Here is a 26,958-nt window from a genome sequence, read left to right as displayed (position 1 = left end):
TGGTTTGGAGGATCAGGCGGCGACCTGCTCGCGGTCGCCCTGGTCGATTCCGGTCGTGATGCCGACCTGTTCGGCAGCGATGAGCGCGGCTTCGTGCGCCAGAGGGTCGAAGTTGTGCCGACCCTGCCTCTTCCGCTTGTTGATCCTCAGGCGCAGCGCCTCGAACTGCCGATCGACAACGGTGTCGCGGACGACGACGAGTGAGCTTCCGGACCCGGTCTTCGCCGTAGCGTTGCGCTCGGCTGCCATCGCCTCGATGCGGCGCGACAGGCGGTTGGCCATCGTCGTCATGAATGTCTTCCGGGCGGAGCGGCCGTCGACACCCGCGAAACGGTATTCGCGCAGGTACTTGCGGAAGGCGCTGTCCATCGCGTTCCGGCAGAGGTCAGTCAGGAACTGGGCAACCTCAACGTCGTGCGGGAGCCCAAAATAGACCAGACAGCCGCCGGTCACCCAAACTTTCGTCCCGGTAAAGATCGAGATGGCGTGGGCGACACGCTCAACATCGTGCGCCTTCTCAGTCGCTCGGCGCCGCTCGCAGGTCTGGCTCTGGATCTCGAGATCGGACATCGACAGCGCGTACTTATCGAGTAGGTGCCGAACCATCTCGGTAGCGGTCATCGCCTCGGCTTCAGTACAGCCGTTGGCAATCGTCTTGGACATCAGGGCTCGGATCCGACGAATCGCAGAATCGCGGTTCCCGGCGCCACCCTGAGCACTTCCACGCTGCGCGGGATCGGGTTGCGGATCGGGCTCCGGACTCGGCTTGGGCTCAGGCTCCGGATCGACTCCAGGGTCAGCGTCTTCGGTCGGATCGGGAAAAGGCTCGGGATCCGCGTCGGACTCAGGCTCAGGCTCCTGCTCCGGCTCGGGCTCGGGCGCATCGGGAGCGGGTCCGTGGAGGTCGGCCCCGGCCAGGAGGTCAAGTGTCAGACCGTCAGGCAGACCGCTGCTCAGGCGGCGCAGGAGTTCGCGCTCGGCGTCACCAAGAGTGCTGAGAAACCTCTGAACTGCCTCGGCACGGTCGTCCGGGCGATCGGCCGCAGGATCGGGCTCGGGCGTATTGCTCTTGGGATTCTCGATCGCGTCGATCGCCCGATTCACGTCGGCAAGCTTCACCCGCTGGCCAGCGAGGATCCTCGGCAGGAACTCGTCGACGACCGGCTTCGGGGTCTTGTCCCTGGCCAGCAGCGCGCAAACCGTCGATGCGGCGGTCTCGGGGAAATCCGCGATAATTTCGCTTTTCAGGGCACCGGCGAGGAGCTCAACAGCGCTGGCGTACTCACCAAGCTGGCGCAGGCCCTTGACCTTAGACGTGCGCAAGATCGCCTCGAGGGTGCCGTGCGGGGCGACGCGGCGAATACGGATCACGTCGAGGCCGTCTCGCATCCAGTCGCGGCGCGAGTCCTTCTTGGCATCGCGGCGGCCATCGATGCCGGCCAGGGCCTCGCGGATGACGGTGGAAGCTTCGCCAGTGAGCGTGGCGAGATCGAAGGCGGCGGACTTCTTGGCCATCACGCCAGACTCCCAGTCGACGGGGCGCTCGGACGCATGAACTCATCCAGATCGGCGGGACGGTACCCGACACGGCGGTCGGAGATCCGAACCGGCTCGGGCAGGCGGCCCTCGGCGGTGATCTTGCGCAAGGTCGTGAGACCGACGCCAAGAATGCGGGCGGCCTCGCGGGGCGGAAGCAGGGGGCGGTAAGCGGAATCGGCGGTCATTGGTTTACCTCGTCACGTGTAGACGAAGATACGACGACCGCGGTGAAATACTAGGACGCGCCGAGTTACGCTAAGTTTTGTCGAATGCCGGAAAGCCTCGAAAACCCTCTCGATATCGACGAGTACCTGCGATGAAGTCTCGAGCAAAAATACTTCTGCGACGTCACTATCGTTACGGAACAACGGCTTAGGCCCGTTTTTCGCGTATCGACGAAACCGAGCCCGAGAGCTGCGACAATATGTCAAACAGCCACGAGGTCTTCCAGGTACTTGGCCCAGGCGTCCACAGCCGCGCGCTTCTCGGTTGCGTACGCGGCGAGATTGTAGACACCCGCGATGCCGGCCCGGTGGCCCGAGGTGTGGTTCAGTATCGCCTCGACCACGTGCGGGAGAACGCCGAGCCGGTCTGCCATCAAAGTCGCTGCGGTTCGCCTGAGATCGTGCAAGGTCCAGGACGGGATCGCGTTGCCGTCCTTCGCCATGCGGGCGTCGAGGGCGGCCTTCGCCCGGCTCCAGCCCGAAAACCCGCCGTCGCGCTCGCCGAACAAGAACGGGCGGCCATGCACGCGCGGGGTCTCGCGCAGGATCTCGAGGACGGGTGCTGACAGGGGGATGTGGTGCTCGCGTCGGTTCTTGGACCGTGCGGCAGGGAGGATCCAGAGGGCGCGGCCGATGTCGATCTCCGGATCGCTGAGCGCGCCAACCTCGTCTCGACGCTGGGCGGTGAGGAGCAGCAAGCGGGTGATCCGGCCGTGCGCGTCGTCCCGGCACGAACTCCAGACCGATCGGATCTCGGCCTCGGTAAGTACGCGGTGGCGGGGCTGCTCGTCGGTCGCCTTGATGGATCCGACGACGGGGTTGTGCTCGACGATCCCGGTGCCGATGCCCCATGTGAACATCGCGCTCAATGCGGCCCGAGACCGGTTTGCCGAGACGCCCCCGCTGGACTCGGCCAGGATCAGGATCTGGGCGGCCACATCGGCGCGCTTAACCTTGTCGGCGGCGAGGTCGTGCAGCGGCGCCCAGTGGCGTCTGAGATGCAACGTCGTCTGGTAGAGCGTGGACTCGCGCTGGCGGCGGGCGCAGTCGACGAGATAGCGATCGACGAGATCGACAACGCGCAACGCCGGGGTTGGCTTGGCCTTGGCCTTCGCGCGCGCGGCATGCGGATCGGCGCCGGTCAGGGCCTGAGCCAACAGCTTGCGGGCCTCGCGGCGGGCCTCGTCGAGCGACAGGGCCTCCACCGCGCCGAGGGTCAGGCGCTTGGTGCCGCGTTCGCCGGTCGGCCGGTACTGCAACACGTAGCGGCGCGCACCGCCGGAACTCACCTTCACGCCGAAGCCCGGAACGTCCGCGTCCCAGGCGAAGATCTCGGCCTTGCCCGGAGGTACGGTGAGGGCAGCGATCGACGGCCGTGTCAGGCGGGAGGCGGGCATCCAGTAATCCAATAGTAAGCCACGAGGACGGTATCTCGCCGCGTCAGGATGGGTTTCCCTAACCGAAGAGTCTAGTGGTCCTCTACGGAAATGCTGGTTTACCGTGGCTTACCGAACCTCGCCGGGTCTCGAGCCCTGCGACTGGGGGACTAGGGGTCGTGGGTTCGAATCCCGCCACTCCGACCATTCAAGCCTTTGGGCAACAAGGCTCTGTCCTGGAACGATCGCTGGTCAGTCCGCGAGCAAAGGCGGAACGCGCGGTGCACGTGGGCACTATGGGCCACCAGAGCCACCCACGGTCTGTTCTCGGTCGGTGCATTCCTGGCGGCGAAGGGTCGCCGAAGCCCATGGCCTCGAACCCGACCGTCTCGGCGCTTCACGAGGCCGCCGAGCTCTCTGACGAGGCGATCGACTTGGATCCCCAGCAGCGCGGCCGGCGGCGGAGGCGCGCCTTCCCGACTTTCAGCGCCCGCAGGTAGGCGCGGCCGTCCAGGCTCCGCCCTGCCTGGGCCACCTCGGATCATTCCGCCACACGTCGACGAAGCGGTGCGGAGCTGCGGGTGCTGTCGGTGTGCCTGGTGAGAACTCCCTTCCGCGCTGCCCAAACTCGCCATCGCGCGACGCGGCGCGGAGGGTCAGGATCGACAGCGCTGGCGCCCGGCCGATCTCAACCCCTGCACGCCGACACGCGCCGGATCCGCGACCTCTCCGGACTCGTGATCACGGGACCTGCGGGAGGCGCATCTCCTTGCGGAAGCTCTTGTCGAAGGCGGTGGCCGGCACGAAGCGGCGCAGCAGGCTGACCTGCCTCGCCTTGGGGCCCGCCGTGTAACGGCGCTTCGGGCTCGTCGCGGTGGCGGCTTCGACGATGACCTTCGCCACGACCTCGGGCGCATCGGCGGACTTCATGACCTCGCTCAGGAACCGGTCCCGACCGGCGCGCTCCGCCTCGTAGATGCCGAGCGGCGCGTCGGGGCGCACGAGGTTCCGGTCGAAGGCCGTCCGGGTGAAGGCGGGCTCGACGAGCACGATCCGGATCCCTTGCCCACGAACCTCGTGGTCCAGCGACTCGGAGTAGCCTTCGACGGCGTGCTTGCTGGCGCCGTAGAGCGCCATGTAGGGGGCCGGGATCAGGCCCTGGACAGAGCTGACGTTGACGATCCGGCCACCCTTCTGCGCGCGCATCAGGGGAAGCACGGCGCGGGTCGTCCGGATGACGCCGAACAGGTTCACGTCGAACATGGCCTGAGCCTGCGAGACCGACGATTCCTCGGCCGCGCCGCTGATGCCGAAGCCGGCGTTGTTCACGAGGAGGTCAATCCTCCCCGTCTCGCCGAAGACGGTCTCGACCATCTCAGTGACCGATCTCTCATCGGTGACGTCACAGACGATGGTGGCCATCCCGCCGTCCACGGCCGGAGACGCCCTCCGGCTGGTCCCGAATACGCGGTAGCCCGCAGCCTGAAGGGCCTTCGCCGTCTCCAGCCCGATGCCGGACGAGGCGCCTGTGACCACCGCGGTCTTGATGCTGCCCTTGCTCATATCACCCTCCGATCCACGCGGCACCTTGCCCGCTGCGACCCAATATAAATTATGTTCATCATTTTTGAAAGCAAGCCAGATCCGAGGGCGTCGCCAATCCGGCCCAGGGTCTCGGAGGATTCATCGGCGATCTCCGTCACGGATCGCGAGCGCGGGTCGGTCGGTTCGAGGATCCTGCCGAACTGCTCCTCGGGTGCTCCCAGCACCGTCGCCTCGAGATAGGCGGGCGCCCCGCTCATCCCGAAGGAGACGCGGCCCCGGGACGCGGACGCCGTTCGCCTCGGAGGCGCCGGCACCCATCGGCCTCGTCCGCGTCGCAGGCCTCGTCTCAGCGTCCCGAATTGGCGGCCGCCGTCAGGCTCGGCGGAACAGGGGATGTGCTCGGCGCGGGCTCCGCCAGGAACATCCGGCCGGTCGCGAAGGCGGCCGCGTTGACGAGGCCCATGGCGACGAAGCCGGCCGAGAGGGCGACGAACATCCCGACCAAGCCCAGCCCGAGCCTCGCCGCGATCCAGGCTCCCCCCAGGGCCACGGCCGTCCGAAGGATGCTCGCGGCGAGCGGCCAGCCGACACGCCCGGCCCCCTGGGCCGCGAAGTAGAGGGCGAGGCCGGCCCCGAAGAATCCGTAGAACGGTCCGACGACGCGCAGGTAGGTCGAGCCGGTGGCGAGCATCGCCGGATCGTGCCCGAACAGGCTGAGCCACCCGGCAGGATGGAGGGCGGCCGTGAGGCCGATGGCCTCCGTCAGGACACCCGCCACGAGGGCGCCGGTCAGCGCGGCCTGACGGGCGCGTGCGTGCATCCCGGCCCCGAGGGCGGTCCCGACGAGGGCGGCGATCGGCGAGCCGAGCCCGAACACCAGGGGGACCAGCAGGTACTCCAGCCTCGCGCCGGTCCCATACCCGGCCACCGCTGCCGGTACCGCCGTCCCGACGAAGCCGGTCGCGGCGATGACGGTGACGTTGGAGGTCATGCTGGCGATGCCGGAGAGCAGGCCGACGCGCAGGATCTCGCGGGACGGCGCCCAGGTCAGCCTCGGCGGGCGAGGGCTCGGGCGCAGGACACCTCGGCCGGACCAGATGTAGGCGGCGAAGAGGGTGGCGCCGACGGCGTAGTAGGCGGCGAAGGCGACACCGCCGCCCACGACCCCGAGGCGGGGGAACGGTCCCCACCCGAAGATCAGCGCGGGCGAGAGCGGGATCAGCAGGACGGCCCCGGCGCAGGTGACGCCGGCCGGGAGCGCCATGTTGCCGGTCCCGCGGATCACCGCCGCCAGCGCGTTGAATAGCCAGATCAGGATCGCCGCGCCGAACACGACGGTCGCGTAGGCCGTCGCGGCCCTGAGCGAGGCACCCATGCCGCCCATCGCCGCGTAGAGGCGCGGTCCCAGGGTCAAGGCGAGCAGGCTGGTCACCGCGCCGAGGCCGAGGCCAATGGCGGCGGCGTGCCACGCGAGCAGACCCGCCGCGTCCTGCCGACCGGCGCCCAGGGTGCGCGAGACCGCCGACTGGATGCCGCCGCCCATGCCGCCCGCGGACAGCATCTGGACGAGCATGACCACCGGGAAGACGAGCGCCATTCCGGCGAGGGCGTCGGTGCCGAGCTCGGCGACGAAGTAGGTCTCGATCAGGCCGATGGAGGTCTGGACGACCATGACCGCGACATTCGGCACGGCCATCCGGGCCAGCGTCGGCAGGAGAGGGGCCGTCAGCAGTCGGCGCGTCCTGATGTCCATGAGGGCTTCCTCGTCCGTGACAGCTTCGGCGGCCGGCTACGCGATGCCCGAGGAGCGGACTCGGGAGGTTGGGCCCCCTCGTCCGGCTTCGGGGGTATTGGACAGGAGCCCCGGCCGGCCATCCGAGACCTGGATGTTGGCGTCGACGATCGTCACGCCGATGGGGCCTCCGAACTGCTCAAGGCCCTCGATCTCGGCGGCGCTACCCTCGACCATCCCCGCGGCCGGCGCGACCTCGGAGGCCTGGACCAAGGCTGGCTTCAGGGTCACGGAAATCCGGGCCGGCCAGACCGGTGCGTACGATGACCAGTCCGCATCCATCGCCGGCTCCCCCGCGGGCCCTCGACGGTTTGATATGACGCTCATAATCTATTATGATCATCATCTATCGTCAACGGCCTTCCCGTCTGCCAAGCGAGGCTTTCTTGGACAATCGGGCCGCGCATCCCGAGCCGGCGGTCGGCGAGGCCCGGGGCCCACGCGACGTCCTCGAAGCCCGGGGCGTTGCCTGTGTCAGCGCCGATCTCCCGGCCGTCGCGACGCGCGGTCGTCACGCCCTCCCTGGTCAAAGGGATTCTGCGGAACCTCGAGCCTTTCGCGACGCCCGATGCGCTGAACCCGATCCTGGCCCGCTTGCCAGCAATCCGCTCGTAGCAGTGCGGTGACACGGCAGCAGCCGCAGCGCCCGCACTCGGATGCCAGGGTGATGATGGCAGGGGTCGACGCGTCCTCTTCGGCCGACACGGAGGACACATCGCGTCGCGTGCCGCGGTGCTGGCCGACGGTCCGGCAGGCGTGGCGTTCCGGAAGACCGTACCTCTCTTGGATGTCTGCAACCGCCTAGCGGCGTCGTTCGGATGCTACGAGGCTCCGGCCGCCACGTCCGCCAACATCTGCTTCTTCAAGGTCAGATCGGCCACGAGCCGCCGCAGCCGAGCCTTCTCGCGCTCCGGATCCTTCATCTTCCGAGCCTGATCGACTCGGAGACCGGCGTACGCCTTGCGCCAGCGTGAGGCACTGTGCTCAGAGATCTCCGCTTCCGCGCACGCAAGCGCCGAGTTCTTGCCCCGGGCTGTCTGCACCTCGATCTGGTGCAGCTTCGGCGCGACCTGCTCCGCGCGCGTCGTCCGACTGCGCCGCCTGTCCGGCTCCTCCGGTCCTGGCAGATCCTCTCGATCAGCTCGGTCCGAAGGCGGCCGGTCAGGTCAGCCTGGACGCAGGCCGGGCGCCGTCCTCGTCGGAGGCTTAAACCGTCCCGCCTGCCCACGCGTCGACCGGGCCTCGGCATGCCCTCGAGGCTACCGCCTTCAGCCCCGTCGGCACCGCCGCGCGGGACGTTCTCGCTGCCGCTGCACGCCCGCCGGGGCTCGAATCCGGACGGGCCGCCCGGTTCGCCGGTCGGAGCCTTCTTGTCTCGCCCCTAGGCTTTCATCTCGGCGAGCATCTTCGCGCCCTCGGTCAGAAAGAACGCCTTGATCTTCGGGTTGCGGACCCGCAGGGCGCAGTGCCTCGCGATCTCGCTCATCGACCGGTTCTTCGGATTGTTGAGGAGATCGGTCAGGTACGTCTGAGCCTGGGCCTCGGTGTCGATGGTGAATGGCTGGGGGTCCACGAAGCACCTCTCGCTTTGACCTGCCCGGCGCGCCGTGGCGCGCCTCTCGATGCCCCGCCGACCGATGAATGGCGAGTCCGTGTCGAGCGCCCTTAGCGCGTCGCCTGCAAATCGATGATCGGGCCGCCGATGTCGAAGAATTCGTCGTCGGTGAACTCTGCCAACTCGATCTCCTCGCGCGGACGCTGAAACGGCAGGAACGCAGAGATCATTCCGAGACACAGCGCCCCGGCAATCAGGACGGCCAACAGCGCGAGGGTCATGGTCAACATCGGAACGCAATGCGATGTCAGACATATAGAACGGTAATCTTAAAACTTGCTTTCGGTGCATGGGATACCGCCCGGTAACCGCGGGCCGCGAACCTGCCGCCGGGCCGCGTTGCGTATCGGCTCGGCTCACACGCTGGTGAGATCAGGCGCTCCCCCGCCCCGTGAGCAGATCGGGGCGGGGCCGAGCGGGCTTACCGACCGAGGGACGGGCCGCCCGACGTGCCGCCAGTGCCGGGCGGCCCGCTCGTGGGGGTGCCGCCAATGTTGACGCCCGGCGTCGTGCCCGGGATCGACGAGTTGCTCGGGTTGGCCTCATTTCCACGGGTGACCGGGCTCGGTCCGAGATCCCGGGCACCCGGGCCGGCACCTCCGGTTGTCGCCGGCGGGGCGACCCCGGTGTTTCCCGCGCCACCCGTCACCGTTTGCGCTGAGACCGGCGCGGCCAGGCCGATGGACAAGGCTCCTGCGAGCGCCGCGAGCGTGCGAGTCATGAAGTCGTCCCTGCGATTGCTGTGGCACAGGAACGGTTGATGTCGAGGGAAGTTCAGGGACGGGCGCGTCCATCACCCGCGCGCCGCTCGCCAGCCCGCGGCCTCGACCTCGCGGCAGAGTAAGCGCTCGCCGGAGCCCGTGTCGATCGCGGTCCGGTCGTAGTCCCTGCTTCCGGGAAGCTGGTCGATCTCGTCGGCCTCGCGCGGGATGTCGCCCTCGATCGCGCAGACAGTCCGCGTGAGCGCTGCCGTGGGCGCCGCGGGCTTCTCCATTTCCGGCCGGTCTCGACGCCACTGGCGCACTCGGCACGCTTCCAGTCCGACGGTGGATGCGGGTCCCGCAGATCACCCCGGTGTCGCCGTCGGTGACCGAAACGCGGCCGATCGGTAAACGCTCGGATCAGCCCGCAGCGATGAAAACCGGTCAGCCTGACCTCACCCGCAGCCTGTTCCCTCGGCGACAGCGCTATCGAGGGGGCAGCAATGGCGGTGCGCATCCCGGTGCACCCCGAGGGTGACTGATCTGAGCAGGCGTCTCGCTGGTCCAGAAATGGAGAGTTCGTCGCGGGACCGTCGAGCATTTCGCCTGTGCGAGACCACCATTCGCGCTCGAATGTATTACCGCGGGAACGTTATCTAGTTGCATGCCCGCGCATTGGCCGCGATTTCAGCTCAAGCGAACAATGTTATATCATCATCGACGGGTAAATTATTACTGAATTATCATCTGGCCGACATCGAGGCTCAGCGTATGGAAATATAGATCCAGCTCGTCCGGTTGAATTCTGCAGTGGCCCCTCACTGCTGCCGGAGGGAGCCACATTCCATGTGCATCGTGAGACGAAAGTGCAAGTGCTCGACCCGCGTTCGGTATCAAATCGGGCAATCGCTTGGTTCACGCGACAAGTGCGAGCATCCGGTCGTGCGCTGGATCGGCTTCTCTAAACGTCGACGTATTGAGATATCTCGGAGACGATCTGTCGGACAAGAAAGAATCAGCGTCATTCAGTTGAGTTGGGCACAGACATTTGGTCGACCGGTCAGTGTAGCGCCGACCGGAATCGTTCAGCCTATGGCGACGGTGGTGCCGTTCGAATCGCCCTCGCGTTGACCGGCTCGAAGCCGATCGCGAGACGAAGAGACCGTTCTCGAGACGGCCGGTCTGGGGGTTCGCGGCCGAGGGGCACGGCTAACGATCAGCCCTGCAGCCTGTCGGCGACGTCGTCGGGGATCTGCACCCCACTGTCCGGAAATCGTGACGCTCTCCGCCTCGCCGGTCTCACCGCCGGCCACCACCTTCGGCGCCGCTGCGCCCGGCATCCGGCGTCCGGCATCCGGCGTCCGGCATCCGCTTGGCCAGATTCTCGGCCTTCTTCGCCACCCCGCTCCCGGCCTGCGCCGGCGTCCTGTCCGCGGCCGACGGTTCCTCGAAGGCGCGCTGGAACTGCCCCGCTGGCGCGTGCCGAACCCGCCCGCCACCTTCCTGCGGCGTAGCGCGGGCTCGTCAGGGAGGGCACCGGCAAGTTCGCGTTGCGCACCCCGCGTTGCGCGACGCAAGTGAGCGAACTGCCGGTTGCGCACGTACAGGGTGCGCACCGTCCGGCTTCGCGACTGCCTGGGGTGGAGAGCGGAAGCCACCTCAGGCCAAGGGTCGACACTGGACAGGCGGTCTCGCGCAGCTGAACGTCAAGATTGACGCGGATCATTCTGCGGATCCCGTCGTATCTTCGCTTTCGCCGTTCGACGGGGCAGCGCAAGCGTCGCCGTCGCGCTAGGATGGTTGAACGTCGTGATGAAGCGATCATGAAAGCGGATCGACCGGACGGTGTGAGGCCGCGCCGTGTCCTCTTCCTGGGAGCGACCGGCACAATCGGCCGGGCAACGGTTCGGGCACTGGTCTCGCGCGGCCACGAGGTCGTCTGCCTCGTCAGGCGCCCTGCCGAAACCGCGATCCCGTCAGGCGCTACCGCGCGCATCGTGGATCTGACCGACACGGTGTCGCTGGCGCGCGACGGTGTCCGCGGCGAACGCTTCGACGCCATGGTGTCGTGCCTCGCCTCGCGCACGGGGCTGCCCGACGATGCCTGGGCGATCGATTACGGCGCGCAGGTCGAGGCCTTGCACGCGGGCCGGACGGCCGGCGTCACGCATGTCGTGCTTCTGTCGGCGATCTGCGTCCAGAAGCCGATCCTCGCTTTTCAGCACGCCAAGCGCGCCTTCGAGGCAGAGCTGATCGCATCGGGGCTCGACTACACGATCGTTCGGCCCACCGCCTTCTTCAAATCGCTCTCGGGACAGATCGAACGCGTGAAACGCGGCAAGCCATTTCTGGTGTTCGGGGACGGGACCTTGACGGCCTGCAAGCCGATCAGCGACGACGACCTTGGCCGCTATCTCGCGGACTGCCTCGACGATGGGGACCGCCGCAATCGCGTTCTGCCGATCGGCGGCCCGGGCGAGGCGATCACGCCGCGCGCGCAGGGCGAGCGGCTCTTCGCCCTTCTGGGGCGCGAACCGCGCTTCACGCACATTCCGGTCGTGCTGCTGGACGCGATCGTCGCCGTTCTGACGACGATGGGCCGATGGGTGCCGGCCCTGGCCGCCAAGGCCGAACTCGCGCGGATCGGGCGCTACTACGCGACGGAGTCCATGCTCGTCCTGGACCCGGCGACCGGGCGATACGATGCCCAGGCCACTCCGTCGACGGGATCGGAGACGCTCTTCGACTACTATGCGCGCGTGGTCCGTGGCGAGGCGGTCGCCGAGCGCGGCGACCACGCGGTGTTCTGACGACGCGCGACAGGAGGTGTCGGCTTTTCCGGCAGTTTCACTCCGGAGCAGACCGGCATCTTTCGGCCAGCTTCTGCCGCCGCGCATGGCTCTCCCCAACGTCTCAGATGAATGGTTCCCTGCCCGACCGCATCTGGATTGTGGACGCATCGAAGCGGGCGTAGCCTTGGACATCGCTCGAGATCCTCTCGAGGTCGCTCGCTGCATCCGCTTTGCGCACTTGGGACAAGGGCGGTTAACTCCGCGGGTGGAAGATGCAACCACGCCCTCTGTGGTCGTCTCTTCATCATTCCAGCGTTGGCTAACCCGCTCCCATGATCCGCATTCTCGGCAAGGCCAGCTCGATCAATGTTCGCAAGGTGCTTTGGACCTGTGCCGAGATCGGATTGGATTACGATCGCCAGGATTACGGCAGCGGCTTCCAAGCAACGGATCCCCCGGAATTTCTGGCTCGCAACCCGAACGGCCTCGTGCCCGTGATTGAAGACGCGACAGGGGCCTTGTGGGAGTCAAATACGATCTGCCGCTACCTCGCTGCGAGCGCCGCTCGGACGGATCTGCTCCCTGCTGACCCGCGTGGACGCGCTCTGGTTGAACAATGGATGGACTGGCAAGCGACCGAGTTGAACGCGTCTTGGCGGGCGGCTTTCCTCGGCCTCGTTCGTCGTGATCCGGCCTACGCCGATCCAGACCGGATAGTGGCGGGGGTCGAGGCCTGGAACGCGAATATGGGGATCCTTGACCACCATCTTTCCTCAACCGGAGCTTATGTGGCCGGAGGAGCCTTCACGTTGGCGGATGTCGTTCTCGGCTTGTCCGTAAACCGTTGGCGCATGACGCCAATGGAGCGCCCGAGCTATCCCGCCGTCTCGGCCTATCATGATCGCCTTCTCGCTCGATCCGGCTACCGAGACCACGGGGCGAATGGGATTCCTTAGTGGGATGCCAACCGCGCCTTCAATCCGAGGTTGCTGGACGATCGATGAGTGGCGGCTTTCGGCAGGCAACGAGCGCTCACCGAACGCCTGGGTTGGGTAGCTTGCGAGTCGGCAACGTGGCGTGGATTCCCGCCGGTCAGCTTCGGCGTCGCAGATCTGTCGGAGCGCACGCCGTCATCCGGCCGCGTCGATATCCCTTCCGGCCCCCGGCGGGTACAGGTCAATGATCGGAACGTGCAGAACAAGAACTTCATTAGCGCTCTTGCTTTTTGTGGCGAAGGCTATAGACAGTACCGACGACTAAGATGATAAATCAACAGCCTCCGCGTCGGCGCAAAGCGCCACTCTCGAGTTTAAGAAAGACGTTCTTGGTCGACATCTTACCGGGAGAAGGGAGCAGAATATCTGCTTCGGCCGCCACAGCTCCGTTCATTTATTTGTATCCAAATCCGTTCGATTAAGACTGTGGCCCCAAATGAATACGCGCTCACCCGATAGCAAGCACTCGAGAGGCCACCCGTGACCGAGAGATGGTCTGATTGTTGCTCCGACCGCAGAAGATAGCAATCCGTTTCGTCAGGACATCATCATGCGATATGAACATGGTGTTTCTGTTGTTCTTGCCACGCATAACGGATCGAGATTTATCCGCGAACAGCTTGAAACTCTCGTCGGGCAAACAGTCCATCCTCTTGAGATCATCGTTTCCGACGATGCATCTACGGATGACACGCTAGAAATTGTCCGAAATTTCTCTTGCGGCAGCGCAATCGAGTTCAAAATCCATGAGAACGTGCCCGCGCTCGGCTTTCGAAGCAATTTCTTGAGAGCCGCTCGGTTGGCGCGTGGAAAATTCGTCGCCTTCTGCGATCAGGACGATATCTGGGACACGAAGAAGATCGAGTTTTGCTCACCCTATCTGGACGATCGCAGCGTCTCGATGATCGCCCATACGGCCATCACTATCGACTCCAGCAATCGCGAGCTTGGCGTCTTTCGGCAAGGCATTCATCGTACCGGCCTCAGAAAACCGCTCACCTACGATCCGTGGTTGACGTTCTTCGGATTTTCGATCGTCTTTCGACGGGAACTCTTGGATCTGTGGGATGTCGATGACCGTTTCATCGATTTCATTGTCCCCAGCGAGATGATCGCTCACGACCGTTGGGTAATGTTCCTGGCGCAAGTCGTCGGTCAGACCGTCGAGATCGATGTACCCCTGGTCCGCTATCGGCAGCACGCCCATAATCTGTTCGGACACGGTGAGCGCGAGCGGAGCGCGGGTCGGAGGACGGTAGCTGGGGGCTTGGATCCCTACAGGGAAGCCACGACCGCCATGATCGATATCGTCGAGCGGCTTCCGGAAGCGACGGCTGAGCATTTTCCACTCTTCGATCGGGCAAGGGCGGCCGCTTTCTTTCGCAGCGCACTTGACCAGCTCGAGAAGCGCGAAGCGATCTATCGAACTGAGACGCGCCTGGAGGCACTCCAGGGCCTGTCGGCACGTGTCGCCGGCGGAACCTATCGGGCGGTTCACAACGGCCGTCCACGATGGCGATCGATCGCGAAAGATCTCAGATTCGCACTCCTTCGTCGTTGACCGCCTTGGCGGGCTTGCAACAGGTCCCGTCGAACGTCTTCATCCACGCCTTTACGACACAGCATCGCCTGCCATTCTGACTTAAGCTTCGGTTTTACCGGACACTGGGTTTAGGCTTGCTATGCCGCCGAGATTTACCGGCGATCGGCAAAAATTACGCTCCACGACGAGCACTGCGATCGAGCAGGGAGTTTGGGCCAACGCTTCGGACGGTCGCCACCTCATGGTCGAGATGCCGGGTCCCGCCCCGAACAAAGATTGCCGAACCGCCGACGGATGGCCGCTCGCGAACCGTCATACAGACCTCGCCACATGGTCCTGCGTCACCGGATGGCTGCGTTGCGCAGCCAGTCGATCAGCACCCCGACGCGTCCCGCCTGGGCCGGATGTCGCGGGTGAACGACCCAGTAGGGGTGCGCGTCGAGGACGGGCCCGAAGGGCTGAACCAGCGTGCCGCTCGCCAAGTCGTCGGCGGTCAGTACGACCGAGACCAGCGCTATGCCCTGACCGGCGATCGCGGCCTGGATGACGTGACCTTCGTCGCTGAAGCGGATGCCCGCACCGCCATCGATATCGGTGATCCCGGCCTTCCGCAGCCAGGCCGGCCAGGTCGGCGTCTCGTCGGTCAGGTCGGGCCACTCGAAGTGCAGCAGGGGGTGGCGGGCCAGATCGCTCTCGGATCGAATGGCGAGACGCGGACTGCAAGCGGGTGCGACCCGGTCGACCACCAGCCTGTGCGCGTCGAGGGCGGGATAGGGACCGGGCCCGTATCGGACGGCGACGTCCACGCCGTCGCGGGCGAAGTCGACCAGACTGTCGGACGCGTGCAGTCGCAGATCGCAACCGGGATGCGCGGCCCGGAAGTCGGCGAGCCGGGGCACGAGCCACTTCGCGACGAAGGCGGTCGGGGCCGACAGCGTGAGAACGCCGGCCGCGTGCCGGCCGCGGATCTCATCGATGGCTCGGGCGAACGCGTCGAAACCGTCGCGCAGCACGGGCAGCAGAACGGTGCCCTCGGCGGTCAGCCGGACCCGGCGCGTCTCGCGGTGGAAGAGACGCAGCCCCAGGGTCTGCTCGAGAAGCCGGATCTGATGACTGATGGCGGTCGCCGTGACACCCAGCTCGTCGGCGGCAGCGCGGAAGCTCAGGCGGCGCCCGGCCGCCTCGAAGGCCCGGAGCGCCGCGAGGGGGGGAAGCGATCTCCGCATCGTCATGGCTGAACGTAGCTTATCGGCCCCGTGAGGAGAACGCGTTCGTCATCCCGCAGCCCAGCTGACACAAGGTTGGCCGGTCAGGACGGGAGGCTCTCTTGAAGGCGACGGTGTTGACGAAGTTCGGGGGGCCGGACAGCTTCGAGCTCCGGGAGCTGCCAGACCCTCGGCCGGGACCCCGGCAGGTCCGCGTGGCCGTGCATGCCACGTCGATCAACCCGCTCGACGGCCAGATCCGCCGCGGCGACTACGCCGCTCAGGTCGCGCTGCCGGCCATCATCGGGCACGACGTGTCCGGCGTCATCGACCAGGTCGGATCCGACGTGACCGAGTTCCGCGCGGGGGATGAGGTCTATTACACGCCGCGGATCTTCGGCGGTCCGGGATCGTACGCCGAGTACCACGTGGCGGATGCCGGCATCGTCGCGCGCAAGCCGGTCAACCTCACCCATTCCGAGGCCGCGAGCGTCAGCCTCGTCGGCGTGACCGTCTGGGAAGGGCTGGTCGAGCGGGCCCGATTGCAGGTCACAGAGACCGTCCTCGTCCACGGCGGTGCCGGGGGCGTCGGGGCGATCGCCGTCCAGGTCGCGAAGGCCATCGGGGCACGGGTCCTGGCGACGGCGCGCGGCAACGACGTGGCGCGTCGAGCGGCTCGGCGCCTCCGCCGTCATCGATTTCGAGCGCGAGGACTATGTGGACGCCGTCGATCGCCTGACCGAGGGCAGGGGCGTCGACGTCGTCCTGGACACGATCGGCCGCGACACGCTCGCGCGCTCCCCGCACATCCTCCGCGAGGACGGGCATGTCGTCACCCTGGTCGACACCGCGACGCCTCAGAACCTCATCGGCGCCTGGGGCCGGAACGCCACCTATCACTTCGTCTTCTCACGCCAGGACGGCCGCAAGCTCGACGCCGTGACGCGCCTCCTCGAGCGCGGCCTCGTGGTGCCGCGAGTCGGCCTGGAGTTTCCCCTCGACGAGGTCGCAAGCGCCCACGCGCGCTCCGAGGAGGGTCGGCTCGGAGGCAAGATCGTGCTCCGGGTGAGATCGTGAGGCGGCCGGACCTCGATCGCTGTCCCTGACCTGACACCGGCAGCGTCCGGCGCCGCGAAGGGAAGCGGCTCACCGGAGATCGAACCCGCGGAAACCGTGATGTCGCACCGTGGCAAGCCCGACCGGTCGGCGGGTCGAGCGGCACCCGGAGGCACGCGATCCCGCCGTCGACGACCTCGGTTACGTCCGTTCCGGTGACCGCGACCGGCCCGATCCCGACCCGCCTTCCATCGAAGGGATCCCAGGCGGTGGTGCCCGACGGCTACGTCGACCGGGGTGAACCGGTTGAGGGTCAGGGATCCTCGCGCGACCTGGGCACGACGGATCTTCCCGGCGGGAACCCGACCCGACCGCGAACTTAAAAGATCTGAGACGCCGGATACTCGGCCGGTGCCGGTCGAATGCCGACCTACGCGCGCCCGAAGTGACGGAGCACGAGGGGCTCGGTCCGGGCAAGCTTGAGGCCGCGCGGCTGCGAGCGGCCGCTCCGGCCGGCGACGACGGCCAGGCCGACGAGGCCGACCGATCCGGTCAAAGCCACGGCCACACACCACCAGAAGGCGACATCGAGCATGGCTGTCCACGGGGCTCCGGTTGCACCGGAACTGTCGGACCGTACGGTAAACGGAGCGTTAAACGCGCGTTCGACCGAATAGCGTCAGCGCCTGCGGCCCGAGCGCCGTGTACTGCCGAGACATGGGCGCCGAATTCGGGCGCCGGAGAGCGTCGCTGAGCTCTCGGCGTGTCGATCCTACGCCCAATTGATGAAGGCGCGGAACGGAGCGCTGCCGCTACGACCCGAATCCGGTGCGGATGACCTTCAGGGACAGAGATGCAGATCGGGATCGTCGGCTGCGGTTACGTCGCCGACTTCTACATGACGACCCTCGTGAACCACCCCGAACTGCGCCTCGCCGGCGTCTACGACCGGGACCCGGAGCGGCGCGCCATCTTCTGCCGTCACTACAACGCCCGCGCCTTCGACAGCCTCGAGGCCCTGCTCGCCGAGCCGGAGATCGGCCTCATCCTGAATCTGACCAATCCGCACAGTCACTACGTCGTGACCAAGGCCGCCCTGGAGGCCGGCAAGCACGTCTACTCCGAGAAGCCGCTCGCCATGGAGTACGCCCAGGCCGAAGCGCTGGTGGAACTCGCCGAGGCGAAGGGCCTCTCGCTGAGCGGCGCGCCCGCGAGCATTCTGGGCGAGGCGGGCGCGACCGTGCGGGAGGCCGTCGCGTCCGGCGAGGTCGGGTCGGTCCGGCTCGTCTACGCCGAGCTGGAGGACGGGCCGGTGTTCCGGGAGCCGGTGCATGAATGGCGGAGCGTGACCGGCGCCCCTTGGCCGGCCGAGGACGAGTACCGGGTCGGCTGCACCCTGGAGCACGCCGGCTACTACCTGACCTGGATGAGCCTGATGTTCGGCCCGGTCGAGCGCATGACTGCCTTCGCGTCGCGCCTGTACCCGGACAAGGGCACCGGCCAGCCCCCGGACTCGGTCGCCAACGACTTCTCGACGGCGTGCCTGGAGTTCCGATCCGGCGTCGTCGCGCGGATCACCTGCGGCCTTGTCGCGCCGCAGGACCGATCCCTGCACATCATCGGCGACCGGGGCGTCCTGACCGTGACCGATTCGTGGGCCAGCCAGGGCCCGGTCTATCTCCGTTCGCCGAGCGGCGAGGCGCCCGGGCGGCTCGGCCGGCTGCTGCACCGGATCCAGCGCTACCTGCCCGGGCGGATCTTCCTCGGTCGGAAGCTGCCGACTCCCCGCTTCGGGGGCAAGCTGCCCAGCTACCCGTCGCAGATGGATTTCGCCCGCGGACCCGCGGCCCAGGCCGCGGCGATCCGGGCGGGCGTTCCGGCGCCGCTCCCGGCGCGGTTCGTGCTGCACATCACCGAGATCGCGCTCGCCATGCAGAATGCCGGCGGCGGCGCCGTGATCCAGCTGAGATCCAGGTTCTAGCCATGGCACAGACCGTCTCGTGGGGCGTCCTCGGCACCGGAAACATCGCCCAGCGCTTCGTCAGCGACCTTCTCGGGCGGCCGGACGCGCGCCTCACCGCCGTCGGGGCGCGGAGCACCGGGAGCGCCCAGGCCTTCGCCGCGGCCTTCCCCCAGGCGTCCGGCGCGCCGGCCGCCGTCGCCGGGGTCGAGGCCCTGGCCGCGCGGCCGGATATCGACGTCGTCTACATCGCCACGCCCAACAGCGACCACATAGACAGCGCGCTGGCCTGCATCGAGGCCGGCAAGTCGGTCCTGATCGAGAAGCCGATCGCGCTCTCGGGCGGGCAGGCGCGGCGCATCGCGGAGGCGGCGCGGCGGAAGGGCGTCTTCTGCATGGAGGCGATGTGGATGCGCTTCACGCCCGGCGTCGTGCGGGCCAAGGCGATGCTGGAGGCGGGCGAGATCGGCGATCCCCTGCATCTCGACGCCCGCCTGTTCTTCCCCCGCGCGCCGAACCCGCCCGGACGGACGGACGATCCGGCCGAAGGCGGGGTGATCCTCGATCTCGGGGTCTACCCCGTGTCGCTGGCGCTCCACCTGTTCGGCGCACCCACCGAGGTCTCGGGCGTCGGCCTCGATCGGGGCGGTGCGGCGGCGCAGCAGGCCGCGCTCGCGCTCGGCTGGAACGCCAGGACCGCGACCCTGAGCTGCGGCTCGACCGGAGAGGCCGACAACGCCGCCGTGATCGTCGGCACGCGCGGCCGCATCCACCTGCACCGGCAGTTCCTGTGCCCGCCCTTCCTCACGCGCGTGCGCACCGCGGCCGCGCTGGCGCCCGCCGACCGTGCCCCGCCGCGCCGCCAGGCCGTCGGCCGGCTGGCCTTCGCGAAACGCCTCCTGCAGCCGCTGGACTTCCGCCGCGTCGCGCTGATCCCGACGCCGTACCTCGGGTTCGGGCTGCGGCATCAGATCGACGAGGTGCATCGCTGCCTGCTCGCCGGCGCCCGCGAGAGCCCGATCATGCCGCTCGCGGACAGCATCCGCACCCTCGACATCCTCGATCGCGTCCGCGCCCGGCCGCAGCCGCTGGAGGCCGTCGCCTAGGAGGGGCGTCCGGACCGGGCGCCCGTCCCGAGCGGATGATCCGTCCGGGCAGGTCGCTGCGCCGTTCCCGGCGGTCGAGGTCAGGTCGTCTTCGTCGCCTTGGCGGGAGGCAGCCTGCGCAGAATCCGCGCGATATGCGCGCGCAGGGCCGACGTCTCGGATCCCGGCCCGGCCTGCCCGGCGGGTTCGGCTGGCTCCTGGAGGGTGACGAGAAGGTCGGTCATCGACGAGGGCGCTGTGATGGGAGACCGACTCTACCGTCGAGCCTGGCCGGTGAATACATCATTTCATAGATTTTCTCGACCGGGACTTAAAGTGTTTAGGCCGGCGATAGACGCGGCCCGATGTCGGAAACAGGGGTGTGTGTCCCGCCGGCCGCGACATTCGCGCCGGTGAATTGCATCGCCGATGTCTTGATGGAGACCCGCGGCCGCAGTCCCACCACAATGCCGGCCGCATCACATATCCGTCACCGTCCGCCACGACGATCGGAGGCCTCGGTACTTTACCACCCCTTCGACCGATCTCCGATGTATCGTCGCGCACGGCGACTGAGAGGCTGCCGTAGCCGGCGAAGACAGGCGCAGGAGGGAAACCGTCTGTGAGCTGCGTGACGGATACAGTTGACCATTGCGGTTTCACCGTCCCTGGGCGTACAACCAACAGCCAAGCCATGCGTTCAGTGCAACTAGGAATTGCGCAACTTATTGGTGCGCTAAGCAGTTTTCGGTTGTGTTTTTTTCCGCGACTCTGGGTAAGTGCCACTCATCCAGCATGCTGAAGGTTTCCGTTCGATGTCGTCCTCCCCGAAGCCCAAGTCCGCCACCGAGACCGATCGCTCGATCGGCGGCCGCATCGCGGCGCTCCGCGTGGCACAGGGCCTGAGCCAGACCGATCTCGGTCAGGCCATCGGCGTCAGCTTCCAGCAGGTTCAGAAGTACGAGAAGGGGCGCAACCGCATCGGCGCGGGGCGTCTTCAGGCCATCGCCGACCTGCTGAGGGTGCCGGTGGACACGTTCTTCGCGGATCCGCGGGACAACGGCGGCGGACGCGTCGGACCCGCGGCCCTGTTCGAGGATCCGAAGGTCATGGAACTCGTCCTGGCCTTCACCAGCATCACCGACGAGACGACCCGCGGCGGGATCCTGTCGATCGTCAAGGCCGCCGCCACCCTCCAAGAGAGCCGCGCGGCCGCGCAGCGTCCGGACGCCGTCGACGAGGCGTGACGGCGCGGCCCTGTCCATCTCTTCCCGCGACGGGACATACCGGCGCCCCCGAGCCGCGCGCAGCGTGGCGGCGCGATTTAATCCAAATTAAACCAAGACAAAGACCCGTAAAGATGTAGAGAAGCTGCCGCGTCCGGAGCTGATCTACAGCGCGTGAGCGGACGGCATGCTTCGCTCTGACGTTGGAAACCGGGTCCTGACCATGCCGATCGAGACGTCGAGAGCCTGGGGCCGCGGCGAGCTGTACGAGACCCTGTGCCTCCTCGTGATCGGCGTCGGGATCTGGTTCGTCGGCGTCACGCTCGGGACCTTCGCGTATCTGAACAGCGTCGTCGCCACCTACAACCTCACGGACCTGCTGCTGCTCGCCGCCTGCATGGGCGTGGCGCAGTGGGGCGCCAGCATCCGCAAATCGATCATCCTCCGGCGGCTCATGCTCGAGCGCGCCGCCGCCGCCGCGCAGGCCGAGGCGATTGCCCGGCACGACGGGTTGACCGGCCTGGCGAACCGTCGCCGCTTCATCGACGCCGTGGAGCGGGCGCACGCGCCGGGCGCCGCGGACGCGGCGGTGCTCCTCATCGACCTCGACCGGTTCAAGCCGGTCAACGACCTCTACGGCCACGCGGCCGGGAACGCGGTCCTGTGCGCCGTGGCCGAGCGTCTCCAGCAGCTCGTGCCGTCGGGCGGCCTGGCGGCCCGTCTGGGCGGCGACGAGTTCGCCATGCTGGTCCCGCTCCGCTACGAGAGCGAGGCGCTGCGGCGCCTCGCCCAGGCGGTCATCGCGCGCATCGCCGAGCCGGTGACGTGGAGCCAGAACGACCTGAAGGTCGGGGCCACGGTCGGCGTCGCCGCGGTGTCGGCCGAGCACGGGGACGCCGACGCGATCCTGCACGCGGCCGACCTCGCCATGTACCAGGGCAAGAAGGACGGGCGCGGCAATGTCCGCTTCTTCCGCAGCGCCATGGACGCGGAGCTGCGCGCCCGAGCCCGGATGGAGACGGAACTTCGCCTCGCCATCGAGACGGGCGCGATCGAGCCCTTCTACCAGCCGGTGGTGTCGCTCCCCGAGAAGGAGATCGTCGGGGTCGAGGTCCTGGCGCGCTGGCGCCACCCGACGCGCGGGGTGGTGGGCCCGAGCGAGTTCATCCCGGTGGCCGAGGAGACCGGGATGATCGCGGATCTCAGCTACAGCCTGATCCGCCGCGCCTGCCTGGATGCCCGGGCCTGGCCGCCGCACCTGATCCTCGCGGTGAACATCGCCCCGCAGCAGTTCCAGGACGCGTGGCTCGCCCAGCGCATCCTCGGGATCCTGACCGAGACCGGCTTTCCGCCGCAGCGCCTGGAGGTCGAGATCACCGAGAGCGCCCTGATCCAGGACCTGGAGGCGACCCGGACGACCCTGCTGTCGCTGCGCGAACTCGGCGTGCGCATCGCGCTGGACGATTTCGGAACCGGCTATTCCAGCCTGTACCACCTGCGCGAACTGAAGTTCGACAAGCTGAAGATCGACCGCAGCTACGTCGACGCCATCACGATGAGCGACGAGCGGGCGAAGCTCGTCGACGCCATCATCAAGCTCGGGGCGAGCCTCGGCCTCTCCACCACCGCCGAGGGGATCGAGACCGACGCCAGCCTCGACTGGCTCTCCGAACAGGGCTGCCATTTCGGCCAGGGCTACCTGTTCGGCCACGCCATGCCGAAGGCCGAGATGGACGGCGTGCTCGCCGCCGTGCGATCCCCGGCCCCGTTCCAGGATCTCGCGCGGGCCTCGTGAGGCGCGGGATTCCGCCCGCGCGGCCGCATCACGTCGGTCAGCGCGGCGCCCTGTAGGCGGAGCCGTCGGCGGCCCCGAGCGGGTGCTCCACGAACCGGCCCGTCTCCGGCACCGCGACCCGGTCGAAGTCCGCCGCCAGGGCGTCGAGGGCGCGGCGCATCTCGGCGCCCTGGAGCGGCCGGCCGTGTCCGGTGATAACCCGCTCCGGGGCGAGCGCGGCGAGCGCCCGCACCGACGCGCGCGCCGCCGGCCAGTCGATCGTCAGGTACATCGGCGGCCCGTGCAACTCCGGCGCCTGCGTCGCGACCGCGTAGGCGGATTCCTGCGCCGTGGTGATGAAGGCGTCGCCCGCGATCAGCGTCCGGTCGGATTCGCGCCAGAGCGAGACGTGGCCCGGCGCGTGGCCGGGCGTGTGGATCCAGCGCCAGCCGGGCAGGGGCGGCACCGAACCGTCCTCCGGCAGGAGGCGGAGCCGCCCTGAGACGTCGACCGGGCTCGTCGGGAACAGCGGCGACAGGCGGCCGAGGAGCCCGCCGCCGACGCTCGGATCCGGCGTCGGGTAGGCGGCGCTGCCGTCGAGATAGGGCCGCTCCAGGGCGTGCACGTAGACCGGGACGTCCCAGTCCTCCGCGAGGTCCTCCAGGACGCCGACATGGTCGAAATGGCCATGGGTCAGGACGATCGCGGCCGGCCGGGCGCCTTCGCCGAAGCGGGCCCGGGCCGCGGCCTCGATCCCGCGCTTCGCGCCCATCACGCCGGCGTCGATCAGGACCCAACCCCGGTCGCCCGCGCCGGGGGGCCCCACGAACACGACGTTGACCAGGACGTGGCGCTGATAGGCGACGTCATCGGCGATGGCGTGGGTGGCGTCGTCCCGCTCGGCGTCGCGGCGGGGATCGTCGGCCCGGGCCTGCGGGTCGACGGGGATCTGCTGGGCCATCTGGGGCGGCTCCCGTGCACGGTCGCGGAGGGGACGGTCGGGCCCGCGGCCCGAGTGTCCCGGCGCCGGATGGCGCGAGCGCCCGTACCCTGGCCAACCGGCCGCTCCCGGGCGTGTTCCTGACGTCGTCGCCTCTCCAGGTCCGGCCCCGCACGGGAGGCCGCGGCCTCACGCCTGTCGACACGGACCCCATATTGGCGGCATCGATACCGGCCACCCCGACGCGCCGTCGCAGGTCACAGCATGGCACCGAGCCCTCTCGCCCTCATCGCCTCCGCCGCCCTCGTCGCCGTGATCGCTACCGGCACCGGGGCGATCGTCCTCCAGCAGGGATCGCGGTTCAGCCATTCCCGGAAGGTCGGCGGCCCGTTCACGATGGCGGATCTCGACGGCCGCCCGGTGACCCAGGCCGATCTCCGCGGCAAGCCGTCCGTCCTGTTCTTCGGCTTCACCCACTGCCCGGACGTCTGCCCGACCACGCTCGCGACCCTGGCGTCGGCCCTCGGCCGGATGGGCCGCGACGCGGATCGCCTCAACGTCGTCTTCGTCACCCTCGACCCGGAGCGGGACACGCCCGACACCCTGCGGGCGTACCTGGCCTCGTTCGATCCGCGGATCCGCGGCTTCGTCGGCACGCCGCAGCAGGTCGCCCGCATGGCCGACGCCTACCACGTCGCCTACAAGCGCGTGCCGACCAAGGACGGCGACTACACGATGGAGCATTCCGCCACCGTGGCGCTGTTCGACAGGACCGGCCGCATGGTCGGCGAGATCGGCTACGGCGAGGACGAGGCCAACACCTTCGCGAAGCTGATCACCCTGGCGCTGCCGGGGCAGTGCCCGCCGGGGGGCGGCGCCAACCTCTGGACGACCGACGGCAGCACCGGCAACTGCGGTCCGCGGAGCTGAGCCGCGGCCGGGAAATTGCGCCGCCGCGCCGGCGTGGCTAGAGGGCGGCGCGGGTCGCGAGGCCCGACCGAATCCGGGGGTTCCAGCTTGATCACGCGCCGCGTCCTGACCGCCATCGGGCTCCTCGCCCTCGCGCCGTATCCCGGCCTCGCCCGGGCCGCCGGCGGCGGGCCGCGCCTCGCACCGCCCGAGCCCATGGACCTCGACCGGCTGAAGGATCTCGCCCGGACGCTGCGGGACCGGCCCTACGCGCCGCCCCCGGAGGCGCCCGCCTCGGCGGCCCTCGACGCCCTGACCTACGGGCCGCTCCAGGAGATCCGCTACCCGCCGGGCCACGCCCTGTTCGCCGACAGCCCGTACCCGGTGACCTTCTTCCACCTCGGCAACTTCTTCCGCCATCCCGTGAAGGTCTACGCCCTGGAGGGCGGGCAGGCCCGCGAGGTGCTCTACAGCCACGACCTGTTCACCTACCCGCCGGGCAACCCGGCCAAGGACGTTCCGGACGGGGCGGGCTTCGCGGGGTTCCGGTTCCAGAAGGCGCCCGCCGGGCAGCCGGGCGACGACGGCGACTGGCTGGCCTTCCTGGGCGCGTCGTACTTCCGCGCCGCCGGGGACGGAGCCCAGTACGGGGCCTCGGCCCGGGGCATCGCGATCGACACGGCGCCCGGGCCCGGGAAGACCGAGGAATTCCCGGTCTTCACGCGCTTCTACGTCAGCCCGGCCGCGGACGGCGCCGTGACCGTGCTGGCGCTCCTCGAGGGCCGGAGCCTCACCGGCGCCTACCGGTTCGTCGCCCGGAAGGAGCCGCACGTCGTCATCGACGTCGCCTGCACGGTCTACATGCGCAAGGCGGTCGAGCGGTTCGGCATGGCGCCCCTGACCTCGATGCTGTGGTACTCGGAGGGCATGAGCCGCTTCCTCGCGAGCGACTGGCGGCCCGAGGTGCACGATTCCGACGGGCTGCTGATGCAGACCGGCGCCGACGAGCTGATCTGGCGGCCGCTCAACAACCCGCCCCGCCTCAGCGTCAGCGCCTTCGCCGACCGGTCGCCGAAGGGCTTCGGCCTGCTCCAGCGCGACCGCGCCTACGAGAACTACATCGACGACGGCTTCGAGGAGAACCGTCCCGACATCTGGGTCGAGCCGCAGGGCGACTGGGGCCGCGGCAGCGTCCAGCTCGTGGAGATCCCGACCCATCAGGAGACCGACGACAACATCGTCGCTCTCTGGGTGCCGGACGACGCGCCGCAGGCCGGGTCGGACCGCAGCTTCGCCTACCGGCTGCGCTGGACCGTCAAGGAGCCGGTCGCCACCGACCTCGCCCGGTGCGTCGCGACCCGGGCCACCAAGGCCGCGTGGCTCGCGGATGCCGACAGACGCCCGGGCCGGGCCAACCTCGTGCGGCAGTTCGTGCTGGAATTCGAGGGCACGGCCCTGTCGGGCCTCGATCCCGAGAAGGCCACGGTCGCGCTCACCCTGTCGCGCGGCAGCGTCGAGGAGGTCGGCGCCACCTGGGCGCCCTACGGCAAGCCAAGCCCCTGGCGGGTCTTTCTCAAGGTCTACGCCGAGGGTCCGGATCCGGTGGAGATGCGTCTGCAGCTGAGATCCGGGGATCGGCTGCTGTCCGAGACCTGGGCCTACCAGTACTACCCGCAGGCACCCGGCACGGTGCTGTGAGCGCCGCCGCCGCCGGATCTCGGGTCACCCGGACAGGTCCGGCGCCGGGCGGGCGAGACCCGGCCCGGGCCATCGTCGCATCGGAGACCGCCATGACCGGCGAGACACCGCACGGCCCGCACCTCCCGGAGGTGCTGACGCGGCTCCTCAAGGCGCCCCGGGCGGCGATCTGGCCGACTCCGGAGGACCGGAACCGCCTGCGGCCCGGCCGGTCAAGACCGCGGCAGCCGAGCCGCGCCGTCCTGGGTGTCTGGATCTGGGCGATCCTCTACAACGTTCTCGGCTTCGCGATCCTCGCGGCCCTGTGGTGGACGATGCGCTGACCCGATGAGCCGACACGCCCTGATCCCCGGCCGAGCGATTCTCGCGGCAATCCTCCTGCTCGGCCTCGCCCCCTCCGCGGCGCAAAGCCAGGGGGACGCGCTCAACGCCGACGACGGCACCGGGGCGGTCAAGGTCTGCTCGCCCGTGGCGATGCCGCGCTGGCGGTCCATGACCCCGGTGCCGAAGACCTGGACCTTCCTGGACTGCATGGGCTTCGCGGGCGAGATGGGCGCGACCCACTTCCAGCTCGGCTGCCTCTTCGCCAACGTCACGCCCCACGCCCAGAAATACGCCTGGGGCGCGATGGTACCGATCGAGAAGTCGGCCATGGCCAAGGCGCAGCCGCCGATCCCCAATTGCGGCTGGTAGGGTCCGCGCTCAGCCGTCGGAGGGCTGCCAGTCCAGGTCGAGGGTGAGGCGGGCGCGGAAGATCGTGCTGCCGGTCGCGTCGCGGACCCGCGCCTCCAGCACCAGGCCGGCATCTCCGGGGGCCGGTCGGTCCGCCCGGACGCGGAGCCGGTCATGCACGGCCTCGATCAGGGCCTCGGTCGCCGACAGGCACGCCTCGTGACGATCGGCGAAGGGCAGCCCCTCCTCGTCGAGGGACAGGCCGCGGTCGTCGGTGAAATCGGTGAAGTAGCGCATGGCGCAGAACCTCA

At 68.4% G+C, this 26,958-nt stretch carries 25 protein-coding genes and 2 pseudogenes; 12 read left to right on the top strand and 15 right to left on the bottom strand.

The genetic code is table 11. From position 1 onward, the window contains the following. Positions 1 to 12: 12 nt before the first annotated feature. From ACQKQD_RS17940 to ACQKQD_RS17895, 10 genes and pseudogenes are all read right to left on the bottom strand, one after another. Complete coding sequence (locus tag ACQKQD_RS17940) at positions 13 to 1,515, bottom strand: DUF2786 domain-containing protein (RefSeq protein ID WP_427509051.1); 1,503 nt, start codon at positions 1,513 to 1,515, stop codon at positions 13 to 15. Then, the gene (locus tag ACQKQD_RS17935) at positions 1,515 to 1,724 is read right to left on the bottom strand and encodes a helix-turn-helix transcriptional regulator (RefSeq protein ID WP_427509050.1); all 210 of its coding nucleotides are present in this window, start codon (positions 1,722 to 1,724) and stop codon (positions 1,515 to 1,517) included. The genes ACQKQD_RS17940 and ACQKQD_RS17935 overlap by 1 nt, the downstream gene beginning before the upstream one ends. Before the next feature lie 242 nt (positions 1,725 to 1,966). Further along, positions 1,967 to 3,160, bottom strand: coding sequence for a tyrosine-type recombinase/integrase (locus tag ACQKQD_RS17930; protein ID WP_427509049.1), 1,194 nt, complete (start codon positions 3,158 to 3,160; stop codon positions 1,967 to 1,969). Positions 3,161 to 3,880: 720 nt separating this feature from the next. Further along, positions 3,881 to 4,702 carry an oxidoreductase gene (locus ACQKQD_RS17925; protein ID WP_427509048.1) on the bottom strand — a complete coding sequence of 274 codons (822 nt, stop codon included), beginning with the start codon at positions 4,700 to 4,702 and terminating at the stop codon, positions 3,881 to 3,883. A 328-nt stretch (positions 4,703 to 5,030) separates the two neighbouring features. Continuing rightward, positions 5,031 to 6,437, bottom strand: a complete 1,407-nt coding sequence (locus ACQKQD_RS17920; protein WP_427509047.1) for an MATE family efflux transporter — start codon at positions 6,435 to 6,437, stop codon at positions 5,031 to 5,033. A 36-nt stretch (positions 6,438 to 6,473) separates the two neighbouring features. After that, positions 6,474 to 6,707: a hypothetical protein gene (locus ACQKQD_RS17915; protein WP_427509046.1), complete on the bottom strand. Its 234-nt coding sequence runs from the start codon at positions 6,705 to 6,707 to the stop codon at positions 6,474 to 6,476. 309 nt (positions 6,708 to 7,016) lie between these two features. Then, positions 7,017 to 7,603 (bottom strand): annotated as a pseudogene (locus ACQKQD_RS17910) (transposase); the annotation flags it as partial. Between the two features lie 254 nt (positions 7,604 to 7,857). Further along, the gene (locus tag ACQKQD_RS17905; RefSeq protein WP_020095026.1) at positions 7,858 to 8,049 is read right to left on the bottom strand and encodes a hypothetical protein; all 192 of its coding nucleotides are present in this window, start codon (positions 8,047 to 8,049) and stop codon (positions 7,858 to 7,860) included. Positions 8,050 to 8,141: 92 nt separating this feature from the next. After that, positions 8,142 to 8,312, bottom strand: coding sequence for a hypothetical protein (locus ACQKQD_RS17900; protein WP_170855082.1), 171 nt, complete (start codon positions 8,310 to 8,312; stop codon positions 8,142 to 8,144). A gap of 572 nt (positions 8,313 to 8,884) precedes the next feature. After that, entirely contained in the window at positions 8,885 to 9,085 is a 201-nt protein-coding gene (locus tag ACQKQD_RS17895; RefSeq protein WP_427509045.1) for a nuclease, read from the bottom strand. A gap of 1,530 nt (positions 9,086 to 10,615) precedes the next feature. On the opposite strand from ACQKQD_RS17895, the gene ACQKQD_RS17890 reads away from it, so the two are divergent. The 3 genes from ACQKQD_RS17890 (at position 10,616) to ACQKQD_RS17880 (ending at position 14,140) form a co-directional block, all read left to right on the top strand. Beyond that, positions 10,616 to 11,602, top strand: a complete 987-nt coding sequence (locus ACQKQD_RS17890) for an NAD(P)H-binding protein (RefSeq protein ID WP_427509044.1) — start codon at positions 10,616 to 10,618, stop codon at positions 11,600 to 11,602. 314 nt (positions 11,603 to 11,916) lie between these two features. After that, positions 11,917 to 12,540, top strand: coding sequence for a glutathione S-transferase family protein (locus ACQKQD_RS17885; RefSeq protein WP_100251315.1), 624 nt, complete (start codon positions 11,917 to 11,919; stop codon positions 12,538 to 12,540). 589 nt (positions 12,541 to 13,129) lie between these two features. Next, positions 13,130 to 14,140: a glycosyltransferase gene (locus ACQKQD_RS17880; RefSeq protein WP_091927419.1), complete on the top strand. Its 1,011-nt coding sequence runs from the start codon at positions 13,130 to 13,132 to the stop codon at positions 14,138 to 14,140. A 323-nt stretch (positions 14,141 to 14,463) separates the two neighbouring features. Here ACQKQD_RS17880 and gcvA read toward each other — a convergent pair whose 3' ends face one another. Continuing rightward, a complete protein-coding gene (gene gcvA, locus ACQKQD_RS17875; RefSeq protein ID WP_427509043.1) occupies positions 14,464 to 15,354 on the bottom strand; it encodes a transcriptional regulator GcvA in 891 nt (296 codons plus the stop codon). 95 nt (positions 15,355 to 15,449) lie between these two features. Between gcvA and ACQKQD_RS17870 the strand changes: the two are divergent. Beyond that, positions 15,450 to 16,404, top strand: a pseudogene (locus ACQKQD_RS17870) (zinc-dependent alcohol dehydrogenase family protein). 409 nt (positions 16,405 to 16,813) lie between these two features. On the opposite strand, the gene ACQKQD_RS17865 reads toward ACQKQD_RS17870, so the two are convergent. Beyond that, positions 16,814 to 16,978 carry a hypothetical protein gene (locus ACQKQD_RS17865; RefSeq protein WP_427509042.1) on the bottom strand — a complete coding sequence of 55 codons (165 nt, stop codon included), beginning with the start codon at positions 16,976 to 16,978 and terminating at the stop codon, positions 16,814 to 16,816. Positions 16,979 to 17,236: 258 nt separating this feature from the next. Between ACQKQD_RS17865 and ACQKQD_RS17860 the strand changes: the two genes are divergently transcribed. Then, complete coding sequence (locus tag ACQKQD_RS17860; RefSeq protein ID WP_427509041.1) at positions 17,237 to 18,364, top strand: Gfo/Idh/MocA family protein; 1,128 nt, start codon at positions 17,237 to 17,239, stop codon at positions 18,362 to 18,364. Positions 18,365 to 18,366: 2 nt separating this feature from the next. Beyond that, entirely contained in the window at positions 18,367 to 19,449 is a 1,083-nt protein-coding gene (locus ACQKQD_RS17855; protein WP_427509040.1) for a Gfo/Idh/MocA family protein, read from the top strand. Between the two features lie 80 nt (positions 19,450 to 19,529). Here the strand turns inward: ACQKQD_RS17855 and ACQKQD_RS17850 are convergent, their stop codons facing one another. After that, a complete protein-coding gene (locus ACQKQD_RS17850; protein ID WP_020095037.1) occupies positions 19,530 to 19,673 on the bottom strand; it encodes a hypothetical protein in 144 nt (47 codons plus the stop codon). A gap of 570 nt (positions 19,674 to 20,243) precedes the next feature. Here ACQKQD_RS17850 and ACQKQD_RS17845 point away from each other — a divergent pair. Together ACQKQD_RS17845 and ACQKQD_RS17840 are read left to right on the top strand one after the other, a co-directional pair. Continuing rightward, on the top strand, positions 20,244 to 20,675 hold the full coding sequence (locus ACQKQD_RS17845) for a helix-turn-helix domain-containing protein (RefSeq protein WP_056527784.1): 432 nt from the start codon (positions 20,244 to 20,246) through the stop codon (positions 20,673 to 20,675). Between the two features lie 166 nt (positions 20,676 to 20,841). After that, on the top strand, positions 20,842 to 22,449 hold the full coding sequence (locus ACQKQD_RS17840; protein WP_106735940.1) for a putative bifunctional diguanylate cyclase/phosphodiesterase: 1,608 nt from the start codon (positions 20,842 to 20,844) through the stop codon (positions 22,447 to 22,449). 37 nt (positions 22,450 to 22,486) lie between these two features. Here the strand turns inward: ACQKQD_RS17840 and ACQKQD_RS17835 are convergent, their stop codons facing one another. Beyond that, positions 22,487 to 23,389, bottom strand: coding sequence for an MBL fold metallo-hydrolase (locus ACQKQD_RS17835; RefSeq protein WP_020095040.1), 903 nt, complete (start codon positions 23,387 to 23,389; stop codon positions 22,487 to 22,489). A 243-nt stretch (positions 23,390 to 23,632) separates the two neighbouring features. On the opposite strand from ACQKQD_RS17835, the gene ACQKQD_RS17830 reads away from it, so the two are divergent. The 4 genes from ACQKQD_RS17830 (at position 23,633) to ACQKQD_RS17815 (ending at position 26,668) form a co-directional block, all read left to right on the top strand. Then, on the top strand, positions 23,633 to 24,298 hold the full coding sequence (locus tag ACQKQD_RS17830; RefSeq protein ID WP_020095041.1) for an SCO family protein: 666 nt from the start codon (positions 23,633 to 23,635) through the stop codon (positions 24,296 to 24,298). Between the two features lie 87 nt (positions 24,299 to 24,385). Then, positions 24,386 to 25,975 carry a glucan biosynthesis protein gene (locus ACQKQD_RS17825; protein WP_331298107.1) on the top strand — a complete coding sequence of 530 codons (1,590 nt, stop codon included), beginning with the start codon at positions 24,386 to 24,388 and terminating at the stop codon, positions 25,973 to 25,975. A 92-nt stretch (positions 25,976 to 26,067) separates the two neighbouring features. Continuing rightward, entirely contained in the window at positions 26,068 to 26,298 is a 231-nt protein-coding gene (locus tag ACQKQD_RS17820; RefSeq protein WP_427509039.1) for a hypothetical protein, read from the top strand. 4 nt (positions 26,299 to 26,302) lie between these two features. Then, positions 26,303 to 26,668 (top strand): hypothetical protein, encoded by a 366-nt coding sequence (locus ACQKQD_RS17815; protein ID WP_056527765.1) that lies wholly within the window; start codon positions 26,303 to 26,305, stop codon positions 26,666 to 26,668. Between the two features lie 9 nt (positions 26,669 to 26,677). Here the strand turns inward: ACQKQD_RS17815 and ACQKQD_RS17810 are convergent, their stop codons facing one another. Continuing rightward, positions 26,678 to 26,944 (bottom strand): DUF6894 family protein, encoded by a 267-nt coding sequence (locus tag ACQKQD_RS17810; RefSeq protein ID WP_427509038.1) that lies wholly within the window; start codon positions 26,942 to 26,944, stop codon positions 26,678 to 26,680. Positions 26,945 to 26,958 lie beyond the last annotated feature (14 nt).

Origin of the sequence: Methylobacterium sp. NPDC080182 (genome assembly GCF_050281105.1) — a bacterium.
GTDB lineage: Bacteria > Pseudomonadota > Alphaproteobacteria > Rhizobiales > Beijerinckiaceae > Methylobacterium.
This window is presented reverse-complemented; position numbering and strand designations above follow the sequence as displayed.

What these genes read in the sequence shown, in the direction of transcription:
- ACQKQD_RS17940 (WP_427509051.1), bottom strand. Translation starts at nt 1,515, where the DNA reads ATGGCCAAGAAGTCCGCCGCCTTCGATCTCGCCACGCTCACTGGCGAA.
- ACQKQD_RS17935 (WP_427509050.1), bottom strand. Translation starts at nt 1,724, where the DNA reads ATGACCGCCGATTCCGCTTACCGCCCCCTGCTTCCGCCCCGCGAGGCC.
- ACQKQD_RS17930 (WP_427509049.1), bottom strand. Translation starts at nt 3,160, where the DNA reads ATGCCCGCCTCCCGCCTGACACGGCCGTCGATCGCTGCCCTCACCGTA.
- ACQKQD_RS17925 (WP_427509048.1), bottom strand. Translation starts at nt 4,702, where the DNA reads ATGAGCAAGGGCAGCATCAAGACCGCGGTGGTCACAGGCGCCTCGTCC.
- ACQKQD_RS17920 (WP_427509047.1), bottom strand. Translation starts at nt 6,437, where the DNA reads ATGGACATCAGGACGCGCCGACTGCTGACGGCCCCTCTCCTGCCGACG.
- ACQKQD_RS17900 (WP_170855082.1), bottom strand. Translation starts at nt 8,312, where the DNA reads ATGACCCTCGCGCTGTTGGCCGTCCTGATTGCCGGGGCGCTGTGTCTC.
- ACQKQD_RS17895 (WP_427509045.1), bottom strand. Translation starts at nt 9,085, where the DNA reads ATGGAGAAGCCCGCGGCGCCCACGGCAGCGCTCACGCGGACTGTCTGC.
- ACQKQD_RS17890 (WP_427509044.1), top strand. Translation starts at nt 10,616, where the DNA reads ATGAAAGCGGATCGACCGGACGGTGTGAGGCCGCGCCGTGTCCTCTTC.
- ACQKQD_RS17885 (WP_100251315.1), top strand. Translation starts at nt 11,917, where the DNA reads ATGATCCGCATTCTCGGCAAGGCCAGCTCGATCAATGTTCGCAAGGTG.
- ACQKQD_RS17880 (WP_091927419.1), top strand. Translation starts at nt 13,130, where the DNA reads ATGCGATATGAACATGGTGTTTCTGTTGTTCTTGCCACGCATAACGGA.
- gcvA (WP_427509043.1), bottom strand. Translation starts at nt 15,354, where the DNA reads ATGACGATGCGGAGATCGCTTCCCCCCCTCGCGGCGCTCCGGGCCTTC.
- ACQKQD_RS17865 (WP_427509042.1), bottom strand. Translation starts at nt 16,978, where the DNA reads ATGCTCGATGTCGCCTTCTGGTGGTGTGTGGCCGTGGCTTTGACCGGA.
- ACQKQD_RS17860 (WP_427509041.1), top strand. Translation starts at nt 17,237, where the DNA reads ATGCAGATCGGGATCGTCGGCTGCGGTTACGTCGCCGACTTCTACATG.
- ACQKQD_RS17855 (WP_427509040.1), top strand. Translation starts at nt 18,367, where the DNA reads ATGGCACAGACCGTCTCGTGGGGCGTCCTCGGCACCGGAAACATCGCC.
- ACQKQD_RS17850 (WP_020095037.1), bottom strand. Translation starts at nt 19,673, where the DNA reads ATGACCGACCTTCTCGTCACCCTCCAGGAGCCAGCCGAACCCGCCGGG.
- ACQKQD_RS17845 (WP_056527784.1), top strand. Translation starts at nt 20,244, where the DNA reads ATGTCGTCCTCCCCGAAGCCCAAGTCCGCCACCGAGACCGATCGCTCG.
- ACQKQD_RS17840 (WP_106735940.1), top strand. Translation starts at nt 20,842, where the DNA reads ATGCTTCGCTCTGACGTTGGAAACCGGGTCCTGACCATGCCGATCGAG.
- ACQKQD_RS17835 (WP_020095040.1), bottom strand. Translation starts at nt 23,389, where the DNA reads ATGGCCCAGCAGATCCCCGTCGACCCGCAGGCCCGGGCCGACGATCCC.
- ACQKQD_RS17830 (WP_020095041.1), top strand. Translation starts at nt 23,633, where the DNA reads ATGGCACCGAGCCCTCTCGCCCTCATCGCCTCCGCCGCCCTCGTCGCC.
- ACQKQD_RS17820 (WP_427509039.1), top strand. Translation starts at nt 26,068, where the DNA reads ATGACCGGCGAGACACCGCACGGCCCGCACCTCCCGGAGGTGCTGACG.
- ACQKQD_RS17815 (WP_056527765.1), top strand. Translation starts at nt 26,303, where the DNA reads ATGAGCCGACACGCCCTGATCCCCGGCCGAGCGATTCTCGCGGCAATC.
- ACQKQD_RS17810 (WP_427509038.1), bottom strand. Translation starts at nt 26,944, where the DNA reads ATGCGCTACTTCACCGATTTCACCGACGACCGCGGCCTGTCCCTCGAC.